The sequence below is a fragment of the Ponticoccus litoralis genome, from assembly GCF_039769985.1.
Classification (GTDB): domain Bacteria; phylum Pseudomonadota; class Alphaproteobacteria; order Rhodobacterales; family Rhodobacteraceae; genus Ponticoccus; species Ponticoccus litoralis.
This window is the reverse complement of record NZ_JBDNCH010000005.1, coordinates 16,906-34,792: the sequence shown is the minus strand read 5'-3', so window position 1 is coordinate 34,792 and position 17,887 is coordinate 16,906. Positions and strand designations below refer to the sequence as shown.

The window sequence follows — 17,887 nt, the reverse complement described above, 5'->3', positions numbered from 1 at the left end:
CGGGCGCCAGGTCCCCGACAGGCTCCCCGTGTGGCGGAGGGCCTTGCAAGGGTGACGGTTCGAAGCGGATTGTGCCTGCCTCGCCTGCCCTGTCCGCATGGCGCGGGCCCGGCATGTCCGGCACCGGCCCGCCGATGCCCGGTGTCGCCTGTGACGGACGGCGCCCCGCCCGCCAGAGCGGCGTCGGACGGCATCCGGCGCCGCCTGCCTGCGCAGCAGGGCCCGCCGCCGGATGTGTACCGCAACCGCCCCGTCACCGGGGCGGGCGGCATTTGGGGTCAGTTGTTCAGGACCGCCATGTTGTCGGCTTCCCAACCGATCCAGACCGGATCGGTGCCGACCGACTGGCCGGTTTCCGCGTCGACGTAGGCCTTCAGCAGTGCATCGCCCTCGCCCACGGCGATCTGCATCGCCATGCGGCTGCCGAGGAAGGTCTTGCCCACCACGCGCCCCTGCACCGCGTTGGCGGTCTGCGGACGTTCGGCGCTGAAGCCCAGCTTTTCCAGCCGGACCGAGGCGGTGATCGGCTCGCCCGTGGCGGGCAGACCCGCCGGCGCCTTGCCCAGAAGGGTCGTGCCCTCCCAGTCCATCACCACCTTGTCGCCCTCGGTGCCGCGCATCCAGCCCGACAGCAGGTTGGTCTCGCCGATGAACTCGGCCACGAAGCGGCTGGCCGGGCGGAAGTACAGCTCTTCCGGGGTGCCGTCCTGCTCGACCTTGCCCTTGTTCATGACCACGATGCGGTCGGACATGGTCAGCGCCTCTTCCTGGTCATGGGTGACGAAGAAGAAGGTCTTGTTGGTGCGGCGCTGGATCGACTTCAGTTCCTGCTGGACCTGGCCGCGCAGCTTGGCGTCCAGCGCCCCCAGCGGTTCGTCCAGCAGCAAGAGCGACGGGTCGGGCGCCGGGGCCCGCGCCAGCGCGACCCGCTGCCGCTGCCCGCCCGAAAGCTGCACCGGGTAACGCGACGCGTAGGAATCCAGCTCCGGGAAGGACATGATCTCTTCAGAGCGGCGCTTGATCGCGGATTTGCCCATGCCCTTCAGTTCCAGCCCGAAGGCCACGTTCTGCGCCACGGTCATATGCGGGAACAGCGCGTAGTCCTGGAACACCATGTTCACATGGCGCTTCTCCGGCGGCTGGTTGGTCACGTCCTCGCCGTCGAGGAGCACCCGCCCCGAGGTCGGACGCTCGAACCCGCCGAGGATGCGCAGGGTGGTGGACTTGCCGCAGCCCGACGGGCCGAGGAAGGTGACGAACTCGCCCTGCGCGATGTCCAGCGTCAGATTGTCCAGCGCGACGGTTTTGCCGAAATGCTTGGACAGGCCTTCGATGCGGACAAGCGGTGTCTGGTCGGTCATGGCTCAGGTTTCCTTGTTCATGCGGCGGGTGAAGCGCTCGGCCCAGATGCCGATGGCGGCGGTCAGGATCAGCGCAACGGTCGCGATGGCGTTGATTTCGGGGCTCATCCCGGAACGAAGCTTGGCAAAGATCAGCACCGGCAGCGTCGGCTCGTAACCGCCCAGGAAGAAAGAGCGCACGAAGTCGTCGAAGGACAGCAGCAGGCAGAAGATCGAGGCGCCGAGGATCGCGGGCACCAGATAGGGCAGCGTGATCCGGATGAACGAGATCAGCGGATCGGCCCCCAGTGTCGCGCGCGGCCTCGATCTGGCTCTTGGGCAGCGTCGACAGCCGCGCCATGACCACCAGCACCACGAAGGGCACGTTGTGCACCGCATGGGCCCAGACGATCGCGCCCATGCCGGGCTCGATCCCCAGCCAGCGGGCGTAGATGCGGAAGGCGATGGCCGAGATGATGCCCGGCACCAGCGCCGGCAGCACGGTCATGCCGAAGACGGCGGTGCGGCCCAAGAACCTGCGCCCTTCCAGCAGCACCGCGATCCAGGTGCCGACGAAGATCGAGATCAGCGTCGACAGCACCGCGATGGCGACGGAATAGCCGAAGGTCGACAGGACTTCGGCATCGGCGAAGACCCCGGTGTACCAGTCCAGTGTCCAGGACCGGATCGGGAAACCGATGAACTTGCTGTCCTTGAAGCCCATCACCACCATCAGGATCAGCGGCACGAAGACATAGAGGACAAAGGCCCAGTAGACGCAGGCAAGAAAGATCCGGTTGCCGCGGAACAGCTCGGGACGGTCGTTCATTTCTTCTCTCCCTTGCGCAGCGCGCTCATCAGCTTCTGGAAGGTCGCCGTGAGGACCAGCGCCGCCGCGAACATGATCGTGGCAAAGGCCGCCCCGGTGGGCCATTCATCCCCAGCCACGTGGAAGAAGCCCGCGATGGTTTCGGCAAAGACCGTGGTCGAGGGCCCGCCAAGCAGGACCGGCGTGGCGTAGAAGCCGGTCGAGATCAGGAACACCAGCGTACACCCCGACGAGATGCCTTCTATGGTCAGCGGCAGGGAAATGCGGCGGAACCGGGTCCAGGCGCCCGCGCCCAGATCGGCGGCGGCCTCGTTCATGCTCTTGGGCAGCTTCTCCAGTGCCGAGTACAGCGGCAGCAGCATGTAAAGCGCGGTCAGGTAGACGATCCCGAGGCCCATGGAAAAGCTGGTGTACATGAAGGGGATCGAGTCGGTCGATCAGGCCGAGGGTCTTCAACAGAAGGTTCACGGCGCCGGTATTGCCCAGCAGGATCATGATCGCATAGGTGCGCACGATCTCGCCCACCCAGAACGGGATCAGCAGCAGCAGCAGGAACAGCATCTGGTTCTTGCGGCTGACGTGCCGCGCCAGGAAATAGGCCACGGGATAGGTGATGATCAGGGTGCAGAAGGTGAACACGCCGGCAAAGATCAGCGTCCGGAAGAACGGCATCCAGAAGATGCTGTCCCCGAAGAAGCGGGCGTAGTTGTCCAGCGTGAAATTCTGCTCGACACCCGGCGCGACCGGGTATGCATCGGTCAGCGACACGCGCATCATCTGCAACATCGGGCCAAGGTGCTGGGTCAGCACCCAGAGGATCGGGAAAGCGGCGAGGATCAGGAACTGGCGCCGGGGCGAGGCCGTGGTCAGCCGCATCAGCGCGTGATAGGGTCCCCATGCGGCCAGGCGGCCCCAAAATGTGCGGCCCGAAGTCTCTTCTGTCATGGCTCGCTCGTCCTGCTGTGCGGAGGCGTCATACGTCATGCGGTCGTCTTTCGAGTGTGCCTGTGCCCCTGCCCCGCACCCGGCGGGACAGGAACAGGGTCATTGAAGATGGCGATCAGGCGGCCTTGATCGCCTCGACCGCCGGGTCCATCAGGCCGTATTTCAGCTCGTTCTGCTCGGCGCGGAAGAATTGCAGGTTGGCCAGCTGTTCTTCCGGGAAAGAGGTGGATTTCCGCTCCAGCTCGGTCAGGTGCGGCGCCACGTCCTTGTAGGTCGAGATGAAGCCCGAGGCCTTGGTCATGGCCGCACCGATTTCCGGCGAGGACAGCAGCGCGTCGAGGAAGGTATAGGCGTTGTCGGCGTTCGGCGCGTTGTTGGCGATGTTGAACGTGTAGACAAAGCCGTAAGAGCCTTCGCGCGGGATGCTCATCCCCAGCGGGAAGCCGTCGTTGATCAGCGCCGCCGCCGGGCCGTTCCACGAATGGCCCAGGGCGATGTCCTGGTTGACCATCATCTGCTGGAATTCGGCGCCGCCGTCATAGTACTTCCGCACCAGCGGCTTCTTGTCGATCATGAACTGCTGCACCTCGGCCATGATCTCGGCTCGCGCGTTCGTGATCGTTGGCATATTCGATGAAGTTGCCGTCATAGCCCTTCATCAGCATCACGATCGACAGCATGTCCTGGATGATATAGGCGGTCTGGCCCTTGTACTTCTCGCTGAACAGCGTGTCCCAGGTCTGCGCCTCTTCCTCGCTGACAAGCTCGGTGTTGTAGGACAGCACTTCCATGCCGGACAGGATCGGCACGCCCCACTTGTTGCCGTTGATCGTCGCCCAGTCGCCTTCCGAGAAGGTCGGGTTGATCTTGCCCCAGTTGCTCAGCCGGTCCGTGTCCATCGGCGCCAGCAGGTCGCTTTCGATGAACTGCAGGAACCGGTGCCCGGCGACGGTCATGATGTCGACCGTCGGGTTCGGCTGTTCGGCGGCCAGCAGGTTGAACTGCTTGCCCTGGTCGTCGACCAGGCGAACGTTGACCTTGATGCCGGTATCGGCCTCGAACTGCTTGCGGAAAGCCTCGGGGACGAAGTCGTTGTAGGTCCAGATGTTCACCTCCCCGCCGGACTGCGCCGAGGCGTGGCGCAGGTAGACGGGCGAGGCCAGCGCCGCGCCGGTGGCGGCGGCGGTGCCAAGAAAGCGGCGGCGGTTGAAGATCAGTTTCGACATGGTGTTGTCTCCTTGTTGGTCCAGTGGTGGCTCTTCTTATTGCCCCGGTAAGGGGTCTTCTTGGTTATGTCTCCAGCGCGCGTCACGCGCTGGCAGGTTGACGCAAAAGCCCCGTCTTCGCGGCGGCCTTCAGCTCGTCCGAGGCTGAACCGGTCCAGGTCCAGCGCCGCAAGGATCTGGTTCTCGGCCTCGAAGTCCCGCCCGTACATGGCGGAGAAGATCCGGATGCCGGCCTCGTGCAGCGGCGCGGGATGACCCGCCAACCGGCCAAGCGCGGCGGTCAGCACCAGCCCGTAAGGCACATCTTCGGTGACATAGCGGCTGTCGGCGGTGGCCGGACCGGTGCCGCCATTGCCCTGCGCGTGCATCTGCTGGTTCATCTCGGAAATCGAGGCGACCGGCACGTGGAAGGACAGGTGGAAATGTTCGAAGATCGTCCGCACCTCCAGCCCCAGCGCCTGCGCGATCTCCAGCCGTTCGCGGTCCAGCTCTTCCAGCAGGCGGCCCACCTTGGGCGTGACGTTCTGGCCACGGGACCGGGTTTCGCCGCGCTCCATCCGGGTGATGTTGCCCAGGGCGATGCCCATGTGGTTCTGCGGGTTGAGGTTGGACAGCGAGATCGCCAGCAGCCCGTCGCGCGGCTGGAAGCGATCACCGAACAGCGCCTGGCACAGCGCCAGCGCGTCGGCAGAGCGGTCTTCCGGCACGGTGCACAGGTCGACCCGGCTGCGCACGGTGTTCACCTTGACCTCGGTGCCCGATTGCCGCCGCCCGGTGCAGATCGTCGTGCCCCATGCGGTGATCGGCGCGACGACGCCGCGCTCCGCCAGAAGCTGCATCAGGTAGACCGCCCCCAGCGAGGCATGGGAGGACACGATCACGTGGTGCCGGTCCTCGATATGCGGCGCCAGCGCGTCCAGCACGGTCTTGTGGCCATAGCCGGGCAGCGCGATGATCAGCACATCGTTCTCGCGCGCCAGAGTGGCCGCGCTGTCGGCAATCCGCGGGGTCAGCGTGGTCTCCACCGCGCCGGTGGCGCGCAGCGCCTCCCCCTTGGCCAGCTCTGCCGTGCCCGCGCCCGACGGCGACCACAGCATCGGGTCGTGACCCGCCTCGTGCAGCACCGCCGCCGTTCCGAACGCGATCGAGCCCGCGCCCGCCAATCCTACCGTCTTGCTCACATTTCCCCCCTGATTCGCTATGAGTCGTCTTCCGTATTCTACACCATTATAGCAGATTGCAATCCGTTATGACGGAATTTAACTCAGGAGGCCGTTTCCGGCAGCCGTACCGGATCGCCCAGCACATGCATCAGGCGGTTCGCCCAGCCGAACAGCGAGGCCGACAGGATCAGGTCCAGAACCTCTGCCTCGTCCAGCCCCGCATCCTTCAGCGCCGCCATGTGTTCCGGCCCGGCCTGCGACGGCGTTTCCGACAAAGCCACGGCAAAGTCAAAGATCGCACGGTCGCGCGGACCAAGGTCCGCCCGGGGACCGTCGCGGAACAGCTTGTCCGTCACTTCGGTGGATTTCTCAAGCTGCGCATGCCGCGCCGCGTGGACGGCGGCGCAATAGATGCAATGGTTGACCATCGAGGCCCCCAGCGCACCCAGTTCCCGCTCGGCCCGGCTCATCCCGCCCTTGTCGTACATGATACCGTTGAACAGCGGCGAACGCACCTTCAGGCTTTCGACATCATGCGCCAGCGTCAGCACGTATTCCGACACCTTGGTGTTCGAGGGCGTGACCTTCAGCGCGTCCAGCTGCTCGGCGCTGGCCTCCTTCAGGTCGACCGGCTTCACGCGCGGCTGCCAATGCGGCACGTTGCGGGTGAATTTCGTGATCACCTTGGTCATGCGTAGACCTCCTTCATCAGGCGCAGCCCGGCAATCACCCGCAGCTGATAGGCCAGGAACGCGTTCAGTTCGCACAGCCGCACGATATCGGCATCGGCAATCCCCGCCGCCTGCAGGCCCGAGATATCGGGCGCCGCGACATTGCGGGTATCGGCGGCCACCTTGTCCATGAAGGCCACGACCGGCGCCAGCCTCTGCCCTGCCCCGTCGTCAGAGGGGTCGGCCAGCGCGGCATAGTCGCCCGCATCCGCCGCGTATTGCCCGGCCAGCGCCTCTTCGCCGTTCAGCACCGCGATGCGCGCCGCCAGTGCCGCGCGCAGCGCATGCGACCAGGGTCCGCAATCCTGCGTACCGCAACACCGCCACTTCGGCCTCCTGGGTCATCTCGAAAATGCTCGCGCGCCCCTCGATGGCGGCCCCGGGCGCGCGGCCCGCGCCCAGCCCGGCGCTTTTCAATGCGGTCGTATCCAAAGCCATCAGGCCACCTTCCCCTTCTTGTCTGCGCAGTCCAGTTCCGACGGCACCCATTCGCTGCCATCCAGTTCCGGCTTGGCGTAGGCCAGCATCGCCTGCCAGTGCTCGGCCACGTCCTCGGCATAAAGCTTCGACGCAACCGCGCGCGCCATCCATCCCGCCCCCTCGGAGATCCCCGGGATATCGCCGCTGACCTTGCCCAGGCTGGCCGAAGCCCCGTAATTGAAACAATAGACATTGGCCAGCCACGGCGCCCGCCCGGGCACCTTCTCGCGGAAGGTGAAGTCCTCGTTCAGATAGGGAAACAGCCCCAGGTCGCGCGACGGCTCGTCCGCCGGCGGAGTATAGACGTCCCGCCACAGCAGGATATCGCCCGCCGCCTCGCCGAACTCGGTCCGCGACAGCGGGTCGATGGTAAAGCCGGTGCCCAGGATCACGAAATCCGCCTCGTAGGCCGTGCCGTCGGCAAAGCCGACCCGCACCGCGCCGTCCCGCTCGACGGTGCTTTCCACCGCCTTGCCGAAATGGAAATACGCATTGGGGTGGCGGCTGACCCGGTTGGTCGAGCCATGCGGCGGCGGCGTCTGGGTGGCAAAGGAATACTGCATGAAGCGCCAGCGCCATTCATCGGGCAGGCTGGCATAACCGGCGGTGAAGCCGAAAGAGCCGATCCCCATCATCTTGTTGACGGTGGGCATCTCCTTGCGGCGGATCAGGTGGCGGACCTCGGCGGCGCCATGTTCCAGCGCCTCGGCGGCATTGTCCACGGCAGAGGCGCCAACCCCCACGACCGCCACGCGCTTGCCCTTGAGCCGGTCAAAATCGATCTCGTCGGCGCTATGCGCCCAGAAGGACCGGTCCAGCCCCTGCACGAACCCCGGAATATTCGGGCGCCCGGTGCCGTCGCGCCCGGTGGCAAAGACCAGCTTGCGGGTCAGGATCGACGGCTCGGCCGCGCCCGACAGGTGCAGGCGCAGCAGGTCGCCCTCGGGCTCGACCCGGTCGACGGACACGCCGTTCTCGGTCGGGATCGCCAGCACCCTGCGATACCACTTCAGGTATTCCATCCACATCGACCGCGGGATCTTGTCCAGCTTTTCCCAGTCGGCGGTGCCGAACTGCGCGCGATACCACGCACTGGAAGCTCAGCGCGCCATGGCCGTAGGCCGGGCCGGTCAGCTCCTTGGGAGAGCGCAGCGTCTCCATCCGCGCATAGGTCAGCCAGGGGCCTTCCAGCCCCTCGGGGCTGCGGTCCAGCACCCGCATGTTGTGGATGCCGCCGGTCTTCAGCGCCATCCAGGCGACCATGCCGCACATGCCGCCGCCGATGATCACAACGTCGCTGACCCCCTCGCGGGCGGGCACCCAGTCCTTGCCCGGCCAGCAGAGGAATTTCAGATCCTCGCGCAGCCGCGCCTCCAGCACGGGCAGGCCCTGGCCGTCGATCGGGGAAGCGGTGTCATGTGTCATGTCGTCTTTCCTGTAACTCTGCTGTCCGGTCACGGCACGCTCCAGGCGGGCCGGCTGGCGGACCAGTCCGGGTGGAGATCGTCGATATGGAAGGCATGGGCATGGCGCTGGCGCGGCCCATGCGCGGGGGTCTCGCGCAGGTGCGGGTGGTCACCCGGCAATTCGGGATGGTCGTGCTCGCGGGTCAGCGGATCGCTTGCGGGCCAGACCCGCAGCGCCAGCGCCGCCACGCCGACCGTCAGCCCCGACAGGATCAGCAGCGCCGGTGCCAGCCCGAGCCGCGCGCCCAGCTCGCCCGCCAGCGGGTAGGCCACCAGCCAGCCCGCATGCGACAGCGAGAACTGCGCCGCGAAGACCGAGGCGCGGTCCCCTGCCCCCGCAGAGCGCGCGATCACCAGCCCGCCCGGCGTCAGCACCAGCGAGGCGGCCAGGCCGAAGCCGACCCACAGCCCCATGTACCCGCCATAGGCCATCGGCAGCGCGATACCCAATCCCAGCACCGCGTGCAGCAGCGCCCCCAGGGCCATCACGCGGCGCTCGTCCAGCGACTCGATCAGCCGCGGCACCAGCACCGCGCCGGTCGCGGCGCCCAGCCCGTAGAAGCCCATCAGCACCGGGTAGTGCCGCTCGGCGTCGCCCAGCTGCGCACCGGCCAGCACCACAGAGTTGACCAGCACCCAGGCCATGCTCAGCGACAGGGCAAAATTCAGCAGGAACAGGCCGCGCAGCCGCGGAGTCCGGCGATAGATCGACAGCCCCGTCAGCGCCCGGGTCAGGAACGGCCCCCGGCGCGGCGCGCCAGCCCCGGCGGGGAAGCGCGTGACCAGCAGCGCCGCGATGGACCCGGAGAAGGCCAGCGCCGCGACCCAGAACAGGAACTCGTGCCGCAACCACTTGCAGCACCATGGCGGCGATCACCGGCGAAAGCACGGATTCCAGCGTATAGGCGATGCGCGACCAGACCAGCGCGCGGCTATAGGCGCGCTCTTCGGGCAGCACGTCCGGGATCACCGACTGGAAGATCGGCGTGAAGCCGGACGAGACCGCAAAGAAGACCAGCGCCAGCGCCGCGATCTGCCAGGTCTCGGTGGCAAAGGCCATCGGCAGCAACAGCGCCATGCGCGCGATATCCAGCCCGACCATCACCCGCTTGCGCGAGCGCCCGGCGAAAAGCGCCTCGGCCAGCGGCGAGATGCCCACATAGGCCACCATCTTCACCGCAAGCAGAAAGCCCAGGATCTGCCCCGCCGCCGCCGTGCCGCCGATGCGATAGGCCGCCAGCGACATCGCCACGGTCATCAGGCCGATCGCCAGCAGCGAACAGACCTGCGCGGCAAAAAGCGTCCGGAAGACGGGATTGGCAATCGGGCTGATCCGGGTTGCGGTCATGAAACGAGCGTATCCTGTGGGAGGCCGTTGGCGTTGAACCGGGCGGTACTGGTATCGACGCGGTACTGAGCGGCATATTCTGGGGCGATCCGCGCCAGATTGTCCACAGCCGCAATGATCAGATCCACCTTCTCGTCGCTCATCAGGGCGGAAAGATTCAACCGCACCCAGCCGGGCTTGGCGGTTTCCTCGCCCTGTTCCAGCGCCGCGATGGTGGCATCCGATTCGGCGCGGCCCAGCCCCAGCAGCCGGTGACCATAGGGCCCGGCGCAGGCACAGCCGCCGCGCGCCTGCACCCCGGTCAGGTCGCTGAGCAGGCGGGTGAAGAACTGGTGATGCACCAGCCCCCCTGCCCGTCCCGCACCCGGAAGGAAAAGATCGGCAACGCCTCGGCGCCGGGAATGCCCAGCAGCTCGATCCGGTCGTTGTCCGTCCAGACCTTCAGCGCCCGCGCCCGCAATTCGGCCTGCCGACGGTCCAGCCAGCTCTGCCCCAGCGCCTCCTTGACCAGCATGGCCAGCGCGGCGCGGATATCGCCGGTCACATTCGGGGTGCCGCCCTCTTCCCGCGCCGCGAGGCTGCCGGAATAGACATGCCCCAGGGCGACACGAAACTGACCGTGCCGCCGCCGGGGAGGGTCGGCGTGGCACGGAGGGCGATCCCGTCGCGGATCACCGCAACACCACTGGAACCGGGACCGCCGGGAAACTTGTGCACCGAGAACACGATGGCATCCTTCTGCGCATCGGTGCCCGCCCTCATGTCCATCGCGCAATAGGGACCGGCACAGCCGTAGTCCCAGACCGACAGCGCGCCATGCGCGCGCAGCATCCGCGTCACCGCGTCCACATCGGTCAGGATGCCGGTCACGTTGGACGCCGCGGAAAAGGTGCCGACGATCCGCGCCGCGCCCTGCGCCGCGATCAGGGCGCGCTCCAGCTCGGCCATGTCGACGCCGCCGGTCGCCGCCTCGGCGATCTCGATCACCTCGGCCCCGGTCTCGCGCCAGGGCAGGATGTTGGAATGATGCTCATAGGGGCCGGTCAGCACCACCACGCGCTGCCCCTGCCGGACCAGCGCCGCCAGATCCAGCAGCCCCGCGATGCGGTTGAGCCCGGCGGTAGAGCCCGACCCGGTGAACACAACGCTCATGCCCGCGGCGGCGCCGGTCAGCCGGGCGATCTCGGCCCGCGCCGCCTCGCGCAGCTTGGTCATGTACTCGCCGCAGAAAGAGGCACGGGTGTGGGTATTGGCGTAATAGGGCAGCACGCGGTCGCGGATGAAATCCTCGACCTGTGCCAGAGCCCGCCCCGAGGCCACGTAATCGGCATAGATCAACGGCCGCGCCCCGAACGGCCCGTCGATCTGCGCATCCTCGCCGATCAGCCCCTCGCGGATCCGGTCGTGAACGTCGGCGCCTTGCAGCGCGGCCTTGAAATCGTCGAGCGCAGTCATGTCATCCCCTGATTTGACCGGATCGAGTATGACGCAAGTTTTGCAAAAATCTTCACAGTTGTTTGCCGTTGATTTCGTCTTTTTGTGTCATATGATCGAAGAATGAAGCATAAACCAGATCATTTTGACTTTCGAATTCTCGAAGAACTGCAGCGCGACGCGGGCCTGCCCCAGCGGGCGCTGGCCGAGAAGGTCGGGCTGTCGCAGAACGCCTGCTGGCGCAGGCTCAAGGCGCTCGAGGCCTCGGGCGCGATCCGCAACCGCACCGTGGTGATCGACCGCGAAAGCCTGGGCGGCGGCTTCGTGGTGTTCTCGCTGATCAAGACGCGGCACCATTCCGCAGAGTGGCTGCGGCTGTTCCGCAAACATGTCTCGGCCATCCCCGAGGTCATCGACTTCTTCCGCATCGGCGGCGAATACGACTACCTGCTGAAGATCGTGGCCGGGGACATGGCCGGCTACGACGACGTCTACAAGCGGCTGATCGAGAACATCGAGCTGGAAACCGTGACCTCCTATTTCGCGATGGAGGCGATCGAAGAGCAGCGCCCGATTCCCCTGCGGTAGGGGCGCCGCCCGCGTCGCCGGTATCAGGCGTATCGGGGCGCGTCCCCACCGCCGTCCGGCGACCGGGATACGCCCCCTGCCCCGCTCAGCGCCAGGTCAGCACGACCTTGCCGGACTGGCCGGATTTCATCGCGGCAAAGCCGTCACGATAGGCATCCACGCCCATCCGGTGCGTGATCACCCGGCTGACATCCAGCCCGTTCTGCAACATGGCGATCATCTTGTACCAGGTTTCGAACATCTCGCGCCCGTAGACCCCCTTGATGGTGATCGCCTTGAACACGATGCGCGACCAGTCCACCGGCGACTTGCCCGGCGGGATCCCCAGCAAGGCGATCTTGCCGCCCATGATCAGGCTTTCGACCATCTGGTCCAGCGCCTGCTGGCTGCCGGACATCTCCAGCCCGACATCGAATCCCTGCTTCATGCCCAGTTCGTGGATCACGTCGCGCAGGTCCTCGCGGGTCACGTCCACCGTGCGGACATTGCGGCAGACCTGTTGCGCCAGCGTCAGGCGGTCCGGGTTGATGTCGGTGATGACCACATGGCGCGCCCCGGCATGGCGCGCCACCGCCGCCGCCATGATGCCGATGGGCCCGGCGCCCGTGATCAGCACATCCTCGCCCAGCAGATCGAAGCTCAGCGCCGTGTGCACCGCGTTGCCCAGCGGGTCGAGGATCGCGCCGATCTCGTCGGGGATGTCGTCCGGCAGCGGCACCACGTTGAAGGCCGGCAGCTTCAGGTATTCCGCAAAGGCGCCCTGCACGTTCACCCCGATGCCGCGCGTGCCCGGATCCAGATGGAACTTGCCCGACCGGCTCTGGCGGCTTTCGGTCCCCACCACATGCCCCTCGCCGGAACACCGCTGGCCGATCTCCAGCCCGGTCACGTTGCGCCCGATCTCGACGATCTCGCCGGCGAACTCGTGGCCGGTGATCATCGGCACCGGCACCGTGGCCCGCGCCCAGTCGTCCCAGTTCCAGATATGGATATCGGTGCCGCAGATGCCGGTGGCATTGACGCGGATCAGCACCTCGTCCGGGCCGATCTCGGGCACCGGCGCCTGCACCATCCACAGCCCCTCTTCAGGGTGCGATTTTTCCAGCGCTTTCATCGTGTTGGGCAGGGTCATTGGATCACTCCCAGAGCGCGGCCAACCTTGGCGAAGGCGGCCAGCGCACGGTCAAGCTGGTCGCGGGTCAGGGCGGCGTTCATCTGCGTGCGGATGCGGGCCTGCCCATGCGGCACCACCGGGTAGAAGAAGCCCGAGACATAGACCCCCTCTTCGAACAGCCCGGCGGCCATCTTCTGCGCCAGCGGCGCTTCGCCCAGCATCACCGGCACGATGGGATGCTCGCCCGGCAGCAGATCGAAGCCCAGCTCTTCCAACCCCTTGCGCCAGTAGGCGGCATTCTCGACCAACCGCCTGCGCAGTTCGCCCCCCTCTTCCACCAGGCGAATGGCCTCCAGCCCGGCGGCCACGATGGACGGCGGCAGTGCGTTCGAGAACAGATAGGGCCGCGCGCGCTGGCGCAGCAAGTCGATCACCGGCTGCGGACCGGCGATGTACCCGCCCGGGCCCCGCCAAGCGCCTTGCCCAGCGTCCCGGTCAGGATGTCCACATCCACCCCGAAGTGATCCGGCGTCCCGGCGCCCCTCGGCCCCATGAAGCCGGTGGCGTGGCAGTCATCGACCATGACAACCGCCTCGTAGGCCTTGGCCAGCCGCGTGATCTCGGGCAGGTTCGCAAGATAGCCATCCATCGAGAAAACGCCGTCGGTGGCGATCATCACATGCCGGGCGCCGCCCTCGCGCGCCGCTTTCAGCTTGGCCTCGAGATCGCCCATGTCGTTGTTGGCATAGCGGTAGCGCTGCGCCTTGCACAGCCGGATGCCGTCGATGATCGAGGCATGGTTGAGGCTGTCCGAGACAATCGCGTCCTCCGGCCCCAGAAGCGGCTCGAACAGCCCGCCATTGGCGTCGAAACAGGCGGCGAACAGGATCGAGTCGTCCTTCTTCAGGAAGGCCGCAAGCTTCTGTTCAAGCCTGCGGTGCAGATCCTGCGTGCCGCAGATGAACCGGACAGAGGCCATGCCAAAGCCCTTGCCGTCCATCACCTCGCGCGCCGCGCGGATCAGGTCCGGGTGGTCGGCCAGTCCCAGGTAGTTGTTGGCGCAAAGGTTGATCACCTCGCGCCCGCCAACGGCGATTTCGGCGCCCTGCGCCGAGGTGATCATGCGCTCGCGCTTCATCAGGCCATCGGCCTCGATCCCGGCAAGCGTGGTCTGCAGATCGGCAATGAAACGGTCGGACATGGGCGACTCCTCTCATGGTACGGGCCCACATCTACCATAACGGACCCGCGTCCGCAATCATGGATTACATCTTAGCGGATTTCTGTCCGCTAAATTGTCACAACCCCGTTTTTCGACCGCCCGCCGCTCAGCCGCCCTTCACGACCAGAAAGGCCCGCGCCAGCCCATCAGCCCGCAGGCTGTGCGGGACATCGGCGGCATATCGGGCGGTTTCGCCGGTATCCAACCGGTCCATGGCCTCGCCGCTGACCACCGTCAGCGCGCCCTCGATCACCGTCAGGTTTTCCTGCGTGCCACGGGCATGGGGCGCGGGATCCAGCACCCCGCCCTCGGCAAAGCGCAGCTCGTAGACCTCGTGATGCCCGGCGTCTTCGGGCGGCGACAGGATCCTTATGGTACAGCCCGCGCCGCGATTCTCGATGGTCGGCACCTCCTGCGCCCGCAGTACCTCGATCTGGCTGCCGGGCTGGTCCTCCAGCAATCCGGCAAAATCCACCTGAAGCGCGCGGGTCAGGTTCCACAGCGTCGAGACCGTGGGCGAGGATTCGCCGCGCTCGATCTGGCTGACCATGCTGCGGGAAACCCCCGACAGCTTGGCCACGGCCTCCAGCGAAAGGCCCTGCGCTTGCCGCGCCTGTTTCAGGCGGGCGGGAAGCAATGAGAGGATGACGTCCGGTTTGTCCATGATCCCGGAAGCTAAGACCGCAACACGCGGTAATCCAGCGGAAAATCCGCAATCGCGGAGGACGTGGCCCGAACCGGGGTCAATGCGCCGCCCCCGCATGGGCCCCGCCGGCCAAAAACCCCGCCGATCCCGGGGGGCCACCTCCCGGGACAACCCGACGCAAAGGCCGGAAGGCCCCGGCGCCGGGCCTTCCGGTCTCAGGTCTCCAGAGCCGCGTAAAAGGCCGCAATGGCCTGCTGCAACCGCGCGCGGTCGATGGCCGAGAAGTCCCGGTCGTCCTGCAATTCCAGCCGCCCGTGCGAGGCATTGCAGCGCGCCACACCGGCGCCGGTCGAAACCTGAAAGGTGGTCTTGGCCTTGCGCGGACGCGCGGCGGCGGGGGCCGTCTTACCCGTGGGTAAGCCCCCTGCCCCCTCGGTGAACCCGCGCAGGATCTCGACCTCGCGCGCGGAGTCCCGATCCGGTTCCGCCCGAAGCGCGGTCGCGACGCGGGCGACCAGCGTCTCGTCCCGGTCCATCATCCGCTTCAGGTCGACGCCCAGATTGCGCGGGATTGCCTGCGGATGCGCCAGCACCTTGTCCAGCCGCATCAGAAGTTCGGCGAAGGCGCGGATATAGCTGCGCTTGGTATAGGTGGCGGATTTGAACAGCACCGCCACCGCGTCCGATACCTCGGGGCATTCGTTGACCGGGTCGGCGGCATAGGCCCGCGCCAGCGCCGCCATCTCGGCGAAAGAGATGTCCTTCCGCACGAGGTTCTCGTCCACCATCCGGCGATAGCTGGTTTCAAGCTTGCCGCCCGCAGGCACGATCCCGGCGGGAATGCTGGCAAAGGCCGCGTCGCCGGTGTCTTCCAGCAGCGAGCGAAAGGCCAGAAGCCGCCGCATGCCCTGGATCAGCTCGTAACGGCCATCGGGCCGCGCCTCGACCCGGATCGGGTTCGACAGGCCGATCTCGCGGATCGACAGCTTCAGCTCGTCCAGCTCTTCATCGGCACCGGGCTTGCGGTCGCGCAGCAGCATGTCGGTGACCACCGAGTCCAGCGGGATGCGGTCGGTCACCAGCCCGTCGCGCTTGAGCCGCACGAATTCCTGCGCAAGCCGGTCGTTCTCGGCGCGGATGCCTTCCTCTGCCTCCTTGCGGTCGCGCAGGGAACTGGCGTTCTCGGAAATCGCCGAGGCCATGGGCCCGCGTCGCAGGGCACGGTCGGGCGTCTTGCCCACCTCCATCTCGTTCATTTCGGGAATGTCGATGTCGAACATCCGGCGTTTCCGGCTCATTGGTCAGCCTCCATCTGCGCCCATGCATTATGCAGGGTCTGGCGGAATTCCTCATAGGCGGAATCGAATGTAGACCGGGCGCGGCGCCAGGTCTCTCTGGTCATGTCCCGGTAATCCATTTCGTAGACCGAATTCAGGAATCGCCCCGACTGTTCGACCGCGCGGGTCATCTCGACCGGGTTCTCGGTGACATGCTCGCCCCAGACCTTGCGGAAGGCATCCTGCATGGCACGGTGCAGGTCGTTGCCCGGCTCGAACCGGGTCAGCAGGAAGCGGATGTCCATGAAGGCCTTGGGCAGGGCGATCTTACCCGCGGGTAAGACGCCGTCGAACCCCGCCGACAGATCCCCCAGCGCCTCGGACAGCTGGCCGATGAAGGAGGTGGTGGAATCGTATTCCCAATAGCCCGGCCCCGAGGGGATATACAGCACGTCGGCGGCAAAGACCGCGTTCATCGACTGGTAACCGATGGCGGGCGGGCAGTCGAAAAGGATCAGGTCGTAGCTGTCGTCGGGGATCTGATCCGGGTAGCGCGAGACCGCCGCGAAGAAGGACCAGTCGGGGTTCAGATGCCGGTACTGTGCGCTGGCAAATTCGACGAAGGCGGCGTTCGCGCAAGAGGGGATGGCGTCGATGGTGGGCCAGGAGGTGGGCTTGATGAAATCGCCAAGGCGCAGATCGCCAAGGCCCAGCTCGGTGATCGCCGAGGGCAGGTGGCGGCGGGGCAGGGCGGCCCCGGATCTCGGCTCCCACCGGACCGGTGTTCATGCGCTCGGTCTCGCGGATCAGGTCGCGGGCCATGATGCCCCAGACCGTGTGTTCCTCCGAGACGTCGGTCAGCCCCATGGAATGCGACAGGGTCGCCTGCGGGTCGAAGTCCACCACCAGCACCCGGTAACCGTCCAGCGCCGCCGCATGGGCGAAGTGCAGCGCCACGGTCGACTTGCCTGCGCCGCCCTTGAAGTTCGCCACAGCCGCGCGCACCGCGCGGCGGCCCGCGGGCCGGTGCGGCATCAGGCTGCGCTTGTTGATCTTCAGCCGGCGGCGCAGCTCGTTGATCTCTTCCAGAGAGAACCAGCGCTGGCGCCCCTCTTCCTCGACCTCGCCGGTGGGCAACGAGGGATCGGCGGCCAGCTTGCCGCGAAAGGTCGACTGGTTGATCCGGAAGATCAGCTCGGCCACCTCCCAGGAGGAAAAGCGGCGCAGCTTCTTTTCCAGCCCCGGAGAAAAGGTCTGCTGCCGGATCCACCCCTGCAACTTGAGGGCGCGGCCTTGCAGCGTGCCCAGGTCTTCGTGTGTGTACATGTCTGCCTCGTAGGACGTCTTTTCCGCGTCTTTCTCCATTTACGCTGAATTTGCCAAACTGGCAAAACCTATTATCATGTCTCTCGTGCCCGGACCTGTCTTACCCGCGGGTAAGGAAACAAGGGCCGGGGGGCTGGCGGGCCGATTCGCCGCCGCTGCACGGCAGGCCCGCCCAAAAGCCCGGCGGGTCCACCAGATATAGGGGGACACCCGGCCCCCTAAACAGCCCCTTGGGGGGACGTCGCGGGGCAATAGGGGGACAGACAGGACGTCCCCCTTCACCAATATCTTCACCTTTTTCTTTTCGAAAAGGAGAAGGGAAGGGGGCGCTCATCCCGGCTGTCAGCGCCGCGCCTTGACAGAATCGAAACTTTGGACGCAAATTGCCTGCAAGCTCGGAAAAGCGTTGTGAAGCGCTGGGAAACCGGGCATCGGCACCGGGCCGGGGACCTCCCATGGCATCGGGCAGAGGCGGAGCAAGTCATGCACGTGGCGAAACCGTACCGGGCGCAATGCCGCGGTCCTGAAATACGACATCCTCTCGGCACTGGGGGTGCAGGCGCTGAGCGCGGACAAGCACCGGCAACGGCTGATCCTGCGGGTCATCGTGCTGCTGACCACGCGCTACAACTGGCAGCGCAACGAGCTGTCCATCTAGCCGGGCCGAGATCGCGCGGCTGTGGTCTGTGGACGAACGCACGGTCAAGCGAGAGATGGCGAAGCTGCGCAGCCATGGCTGGATCGAGGTCAAG

Annotated in this window: 14 protein-coding genes and 5 pseudogenes; 3 read left to right on the top strand and 16 right to left on the bottom strand. The window is 66.4% G+C overall.

The genetic code is table 11. The annotated features are described in order from the left end of the window. Positions 1-278: 278 nt before the first annotated feature. The 3 genes and pseudogenes from ABFB10_RS23695 to ABFB10_RS23685 all read right to left on the bottom strand — a co-directional run bounded on the left by ABFB10_RS23695 (position 279) and on the right by ABFB10_RS23685 (position 2,585). Complete coding sequence (locus tag ABFB10_RS23695) at positions 279-1,361, bottom strand: ABC transporter ATP-binding protein (RefSeq protein ID WP_347168660.1); 1,083 nt, start codon at positions 1,359-1,361, stop codon at positions 279-281. A 3-nt stretch (positions 1,362-1,364) separates the two neighbouring features. After that, positions 1,365-2,151: pseudogene (locus ABFB10_RS23690) on the bottom strand (ABC transporter permease). Between the two features lie 14 nt (positions 2,152-2,165). Next, entirely contained in the window at positions 2,166-2,585 is a 420-nt protein-coding gene (locus tag ABFB10_RS23685; protein WP_347168659.1) for an ABC transporter permease, read from the bottom strand. Between ABFB10_RS23685 and ABFB10_RS23680 the strand changes: the two genes are divergently transcribed. Beyond that, complete coding sequence (locus ABFB10_RS23680; protein ID WP_347168658.1) at positions 2,566-3,243, top strand: hypothetical protein; 678 nt, start codon at positions 2,566-2,568, stop codon at positions 3,241-3,243. The two genes, ABFB10_RS23685 and ABFB10_RS23680, sit on opposite strands and share 20 nt — an antisense overlap. On the opposite strand, the gene ABFB10_RS23675 is transcribed toward ABFB10_RS23680, so the two are convergent. The 7 genes and pseudogenes from ABFB10_RS23675 to ABFB10_RS23645 all read right to left on the bottom strand — a co-directional run bounded on the left by ABFB10_RS23675 (position 3,230) and on the right by ABFB10_RS23645 (position 9,029). After that, positions 3,230-3,709, bottom strand: a complete 480-nt coding sequence (locus tag ABFB10_RS23675) for an extracellular solute-binding protein (RefSeq protein ID WP_347168657.1) — start codon at positions 3,707-3,709, stop codon at positions 3,230-3,232. The genes ABFB10_RS23680 and ABFB10_RS23675 overlap by 14 nt on opposite strands. Next, positions 3,651-4,340, bottom strand: coding sequence for an ABC transporter substrate-binding protein (locus ABFB10_RS23670; RefSeq protein WP_347168656.1), 690 nt, complete (start codon positions 4,338-4,340; stop codon positions 3,651-3,653). The genes ABFB10_RS23675 and ABFB10_RS23670 overlap by 59 nt, the downstream gene beginning before the upstream one ends. Continuing rightward, positions 4,328-5,521 (bottom strand): NAD/NADP octopine/nopaline dehydrogenase family protein, encoded by a 1,194-nt coding sequence (locus ABFB10_RS23665; protein WP_347168655.1) that lies wholly within the window; start codon positions 5,519-5,521, stop codon positions 4,328-4,330. The genes ABFB10_RS23670 and ABFB10_RS23665 overlap by 13 nt, the downstream gene beginning before the upstream one ends. Positions 5,522-5,604: 83 nt before the next feature. Then, positions 5,605-6,195, bottom strand: a complete 591-nt coding sequence (locus ABFB10_RS23660) for a peroxidase-related enzyme (protein ID WP_347168654.1) — start codon at positions 6,193-6,195, stop codon at positions 5,605-5,607. Then, a complete protein-coding gene (locus ABFB10_RS23655) occupies positions 6,192-6,485 on the bottom strand; it encodes a hypothetical protein (RefSeq protein WP_347168653.1) in 294 nt (97 codons plus the stop codon). The genes ABFB10_RS23660 and ABFB10_RS23655 overlap by 4 nt, the downstream gene beginning before the upstream one ends. A 186-nt stretch (positions 6,486-6,671) precedes the next feature. Beyond that, a pseudogene (locus ABFB10_RS23650) lies at positions 6,672-8,139 on the bottom strand (NAD(P)-binding domain-containing protein). A 29-nt stretch (positions 8,140-8,168) separates the two neighbouring features. After that, entirely contained in the window at positions 8,169-9,029 is an 861-nt protein-coding gene (locus ABFB10_RS23645; RefSeq protein WP_347168652.1) for an MFS transporter, read from the bottom strand. Between the two features lie 137 nt (positions 9,030-9,166). On the opposite strand from ABFB10_RS23645, the gene ABFB10_RS23640 reads away from it, so the two are divergent. Next, positions 9,167-9,343: a hypothetical protein gene (locus ABFB10_RS23640; RefSeq protein WP_347168651.1), complete on the top strand. Its 177-nt coding sequence runs from the start codon at positions 9,167-9,169 to the stop codon at positions 9,341-9,343. Between the two features lie 181 nt (positions 9,344-9,524). Here ABFB10_RS23640 and ABFB10_RS23635 read toward each other — a convergent pair. After that, a pseudogene (locus ABFB10_RS23635) lies at positions 9,525-10,983 on the bottom strand (aminotransferase class V-fold PLP-dependent enzyme). Positions 10,984-11,085: 102 nt separating this feature from the next. Between ABFB10_RS23635 and ABFB10_RS23630 the strand changes: the two are divergent. Beyond that, positions 11,086-11,550, top strand: a complete 465-nt coding sequence (locus tag ABFB10_RS23630; protein ID WP_347168650.1) for an Lrp/AsnC family transcriptional regulator — start codon at positions 11,086-11,088, stop codon at positions 11,548-11,550. Positions 11,551-11,635: 85 nt separating this feature from the next. Here the strand turns inward: ABFB10_RS23630 and tdh are convergent, their stop codons facing one another. The 5 genes and pseudogenes from tdh to ABFB10_RS23605 form a co-directional block, all read right to left on the bottom strand. After that, positions 11,636-12,664 carry an L-threonine 3-dehydrogenase gene (gene tdh / locus ABFB10_RS23625; protein ID WP_347168683.1) on the bottom strand — a complete coding sequence of 343 codons (1,029 nt, stop codon included), beginning with the start codon at positions 12,662-12,664 and terminating at the stop codon, positions 11,636-11,638. Between the two features lie 14 nt (positions 12,665-12,678). Then, positions 12,679-13,865 (bottom strand): annotated as a pseudogene (locus ABFB10_RS23620) (glycine C-acetyltransferase). Between the two features lie 127 nt (positions 13,866-13,992). Beyond that, a complete protein-coding gene (locus ABFB10_RS23615) occupies positions 13,993-14,550 on the bottom strand; it encodes a helix-turn-helix domain-containing protein (protein ID WP_347168649.1) in 558 nt (185 codons plus the stop codon). A gap of 197 nt (positions 14,551-14,747) precedes the next feature. Then, positions 14,748-15,830, bottom strand: a complete 1,083-nt coding sequence (locus ABFB10_RS23610) for a ParB/RepB/Spo0J family partition protein (protein WP_347168648.1) — start codon at positions 15,828-15,830, stop codon at positions 14,748-14,750. Further along, positions 15,827-17,135 (bottom strand): annotated as a pseudogene (locus ABFB10_RS23605) (AAA family ATPase). The gene ABFB10_RS23610 and the pseudogene ABFB10_RS23605 overlap by 4 nt, the downstream one beginning before the upstream one ends. Positions 17,136-17,887: the final 752 nt, after the last annotated feature.

Bases quoted from the DNA above. Each gene is read 5' to 3' on its own strand.
- ABFB10_RS23695 (WP_347168660.1), bottom strand. From the start codon at position 1,361: ATGACCGACCAGACACCGCTTGTCCGCATCGAAGGCCTGTCCAAGCAT.
- ABFB10_RS23680 (WP_347168658.1), top strand. From the start codon at position 2,566: ATGGAAAAGCTGGTGTACATGAAGGGGATCGAGTCGGTCGATCAGGCC.
- ABFB10_RS23685 (WP_347168659.1), bottom strand. From the start codon at position 2,585: ATGTACACCAGCTTTTCCATGGGCCTCGGGATCGTCTACCTGACCGCG.
- ABFB10_RS23675 (WP_347168657.1), bottom strand. From the start codon at position 3,709: ATGGCCGAGGTGCAGCAGTTCATGATCGACAAGAAGCCGCTGGTGCGG.
- ABFB10_RS23670 (WP_347168656.1), bottom strand. From the start codon at position 4,340: ATGTCGAAACTGATCTTCAACCGCCGCCGCTTTCTTGGCACCGCCGCC.
- ABFB10_RS23660 (WP_347168654.1), bottom strand. From the start codon at position 6,195: ATGACCAAGGTGATCACGAAATTCACCCGCAACGTGCCGCATTGGCAG.
- ABFB10_RS23630 (WP_347168650.1), top strand. From the start codon at position 11,086: ATGAAGCATAAACCAGATCATTTTGACTTTCGAATTCTCGAAGAACTG.
- tdh (WP_347168683.1), bottom strand. From the start codon at position 12,664: ATGAAAGCGCTGGAAAAATCGCACCCTGAAGAGGGGCTGTGGATGGTG.
- ABFB10_RS23615 (WP_347168649.1), bottom strand. From the start codon at position 14,550: ATGGACAAACCGGACGTCATCCTCTCATTGCTTCCCGCCCGCCTGAAA.
- ABFB10_RS23610 (WP_347168648.1), bottom strand. From the start codon at position 15,830: ATGAGCCGGAAACGCCGGATGTTCGACATCGACATTCCCGAAATGAAC.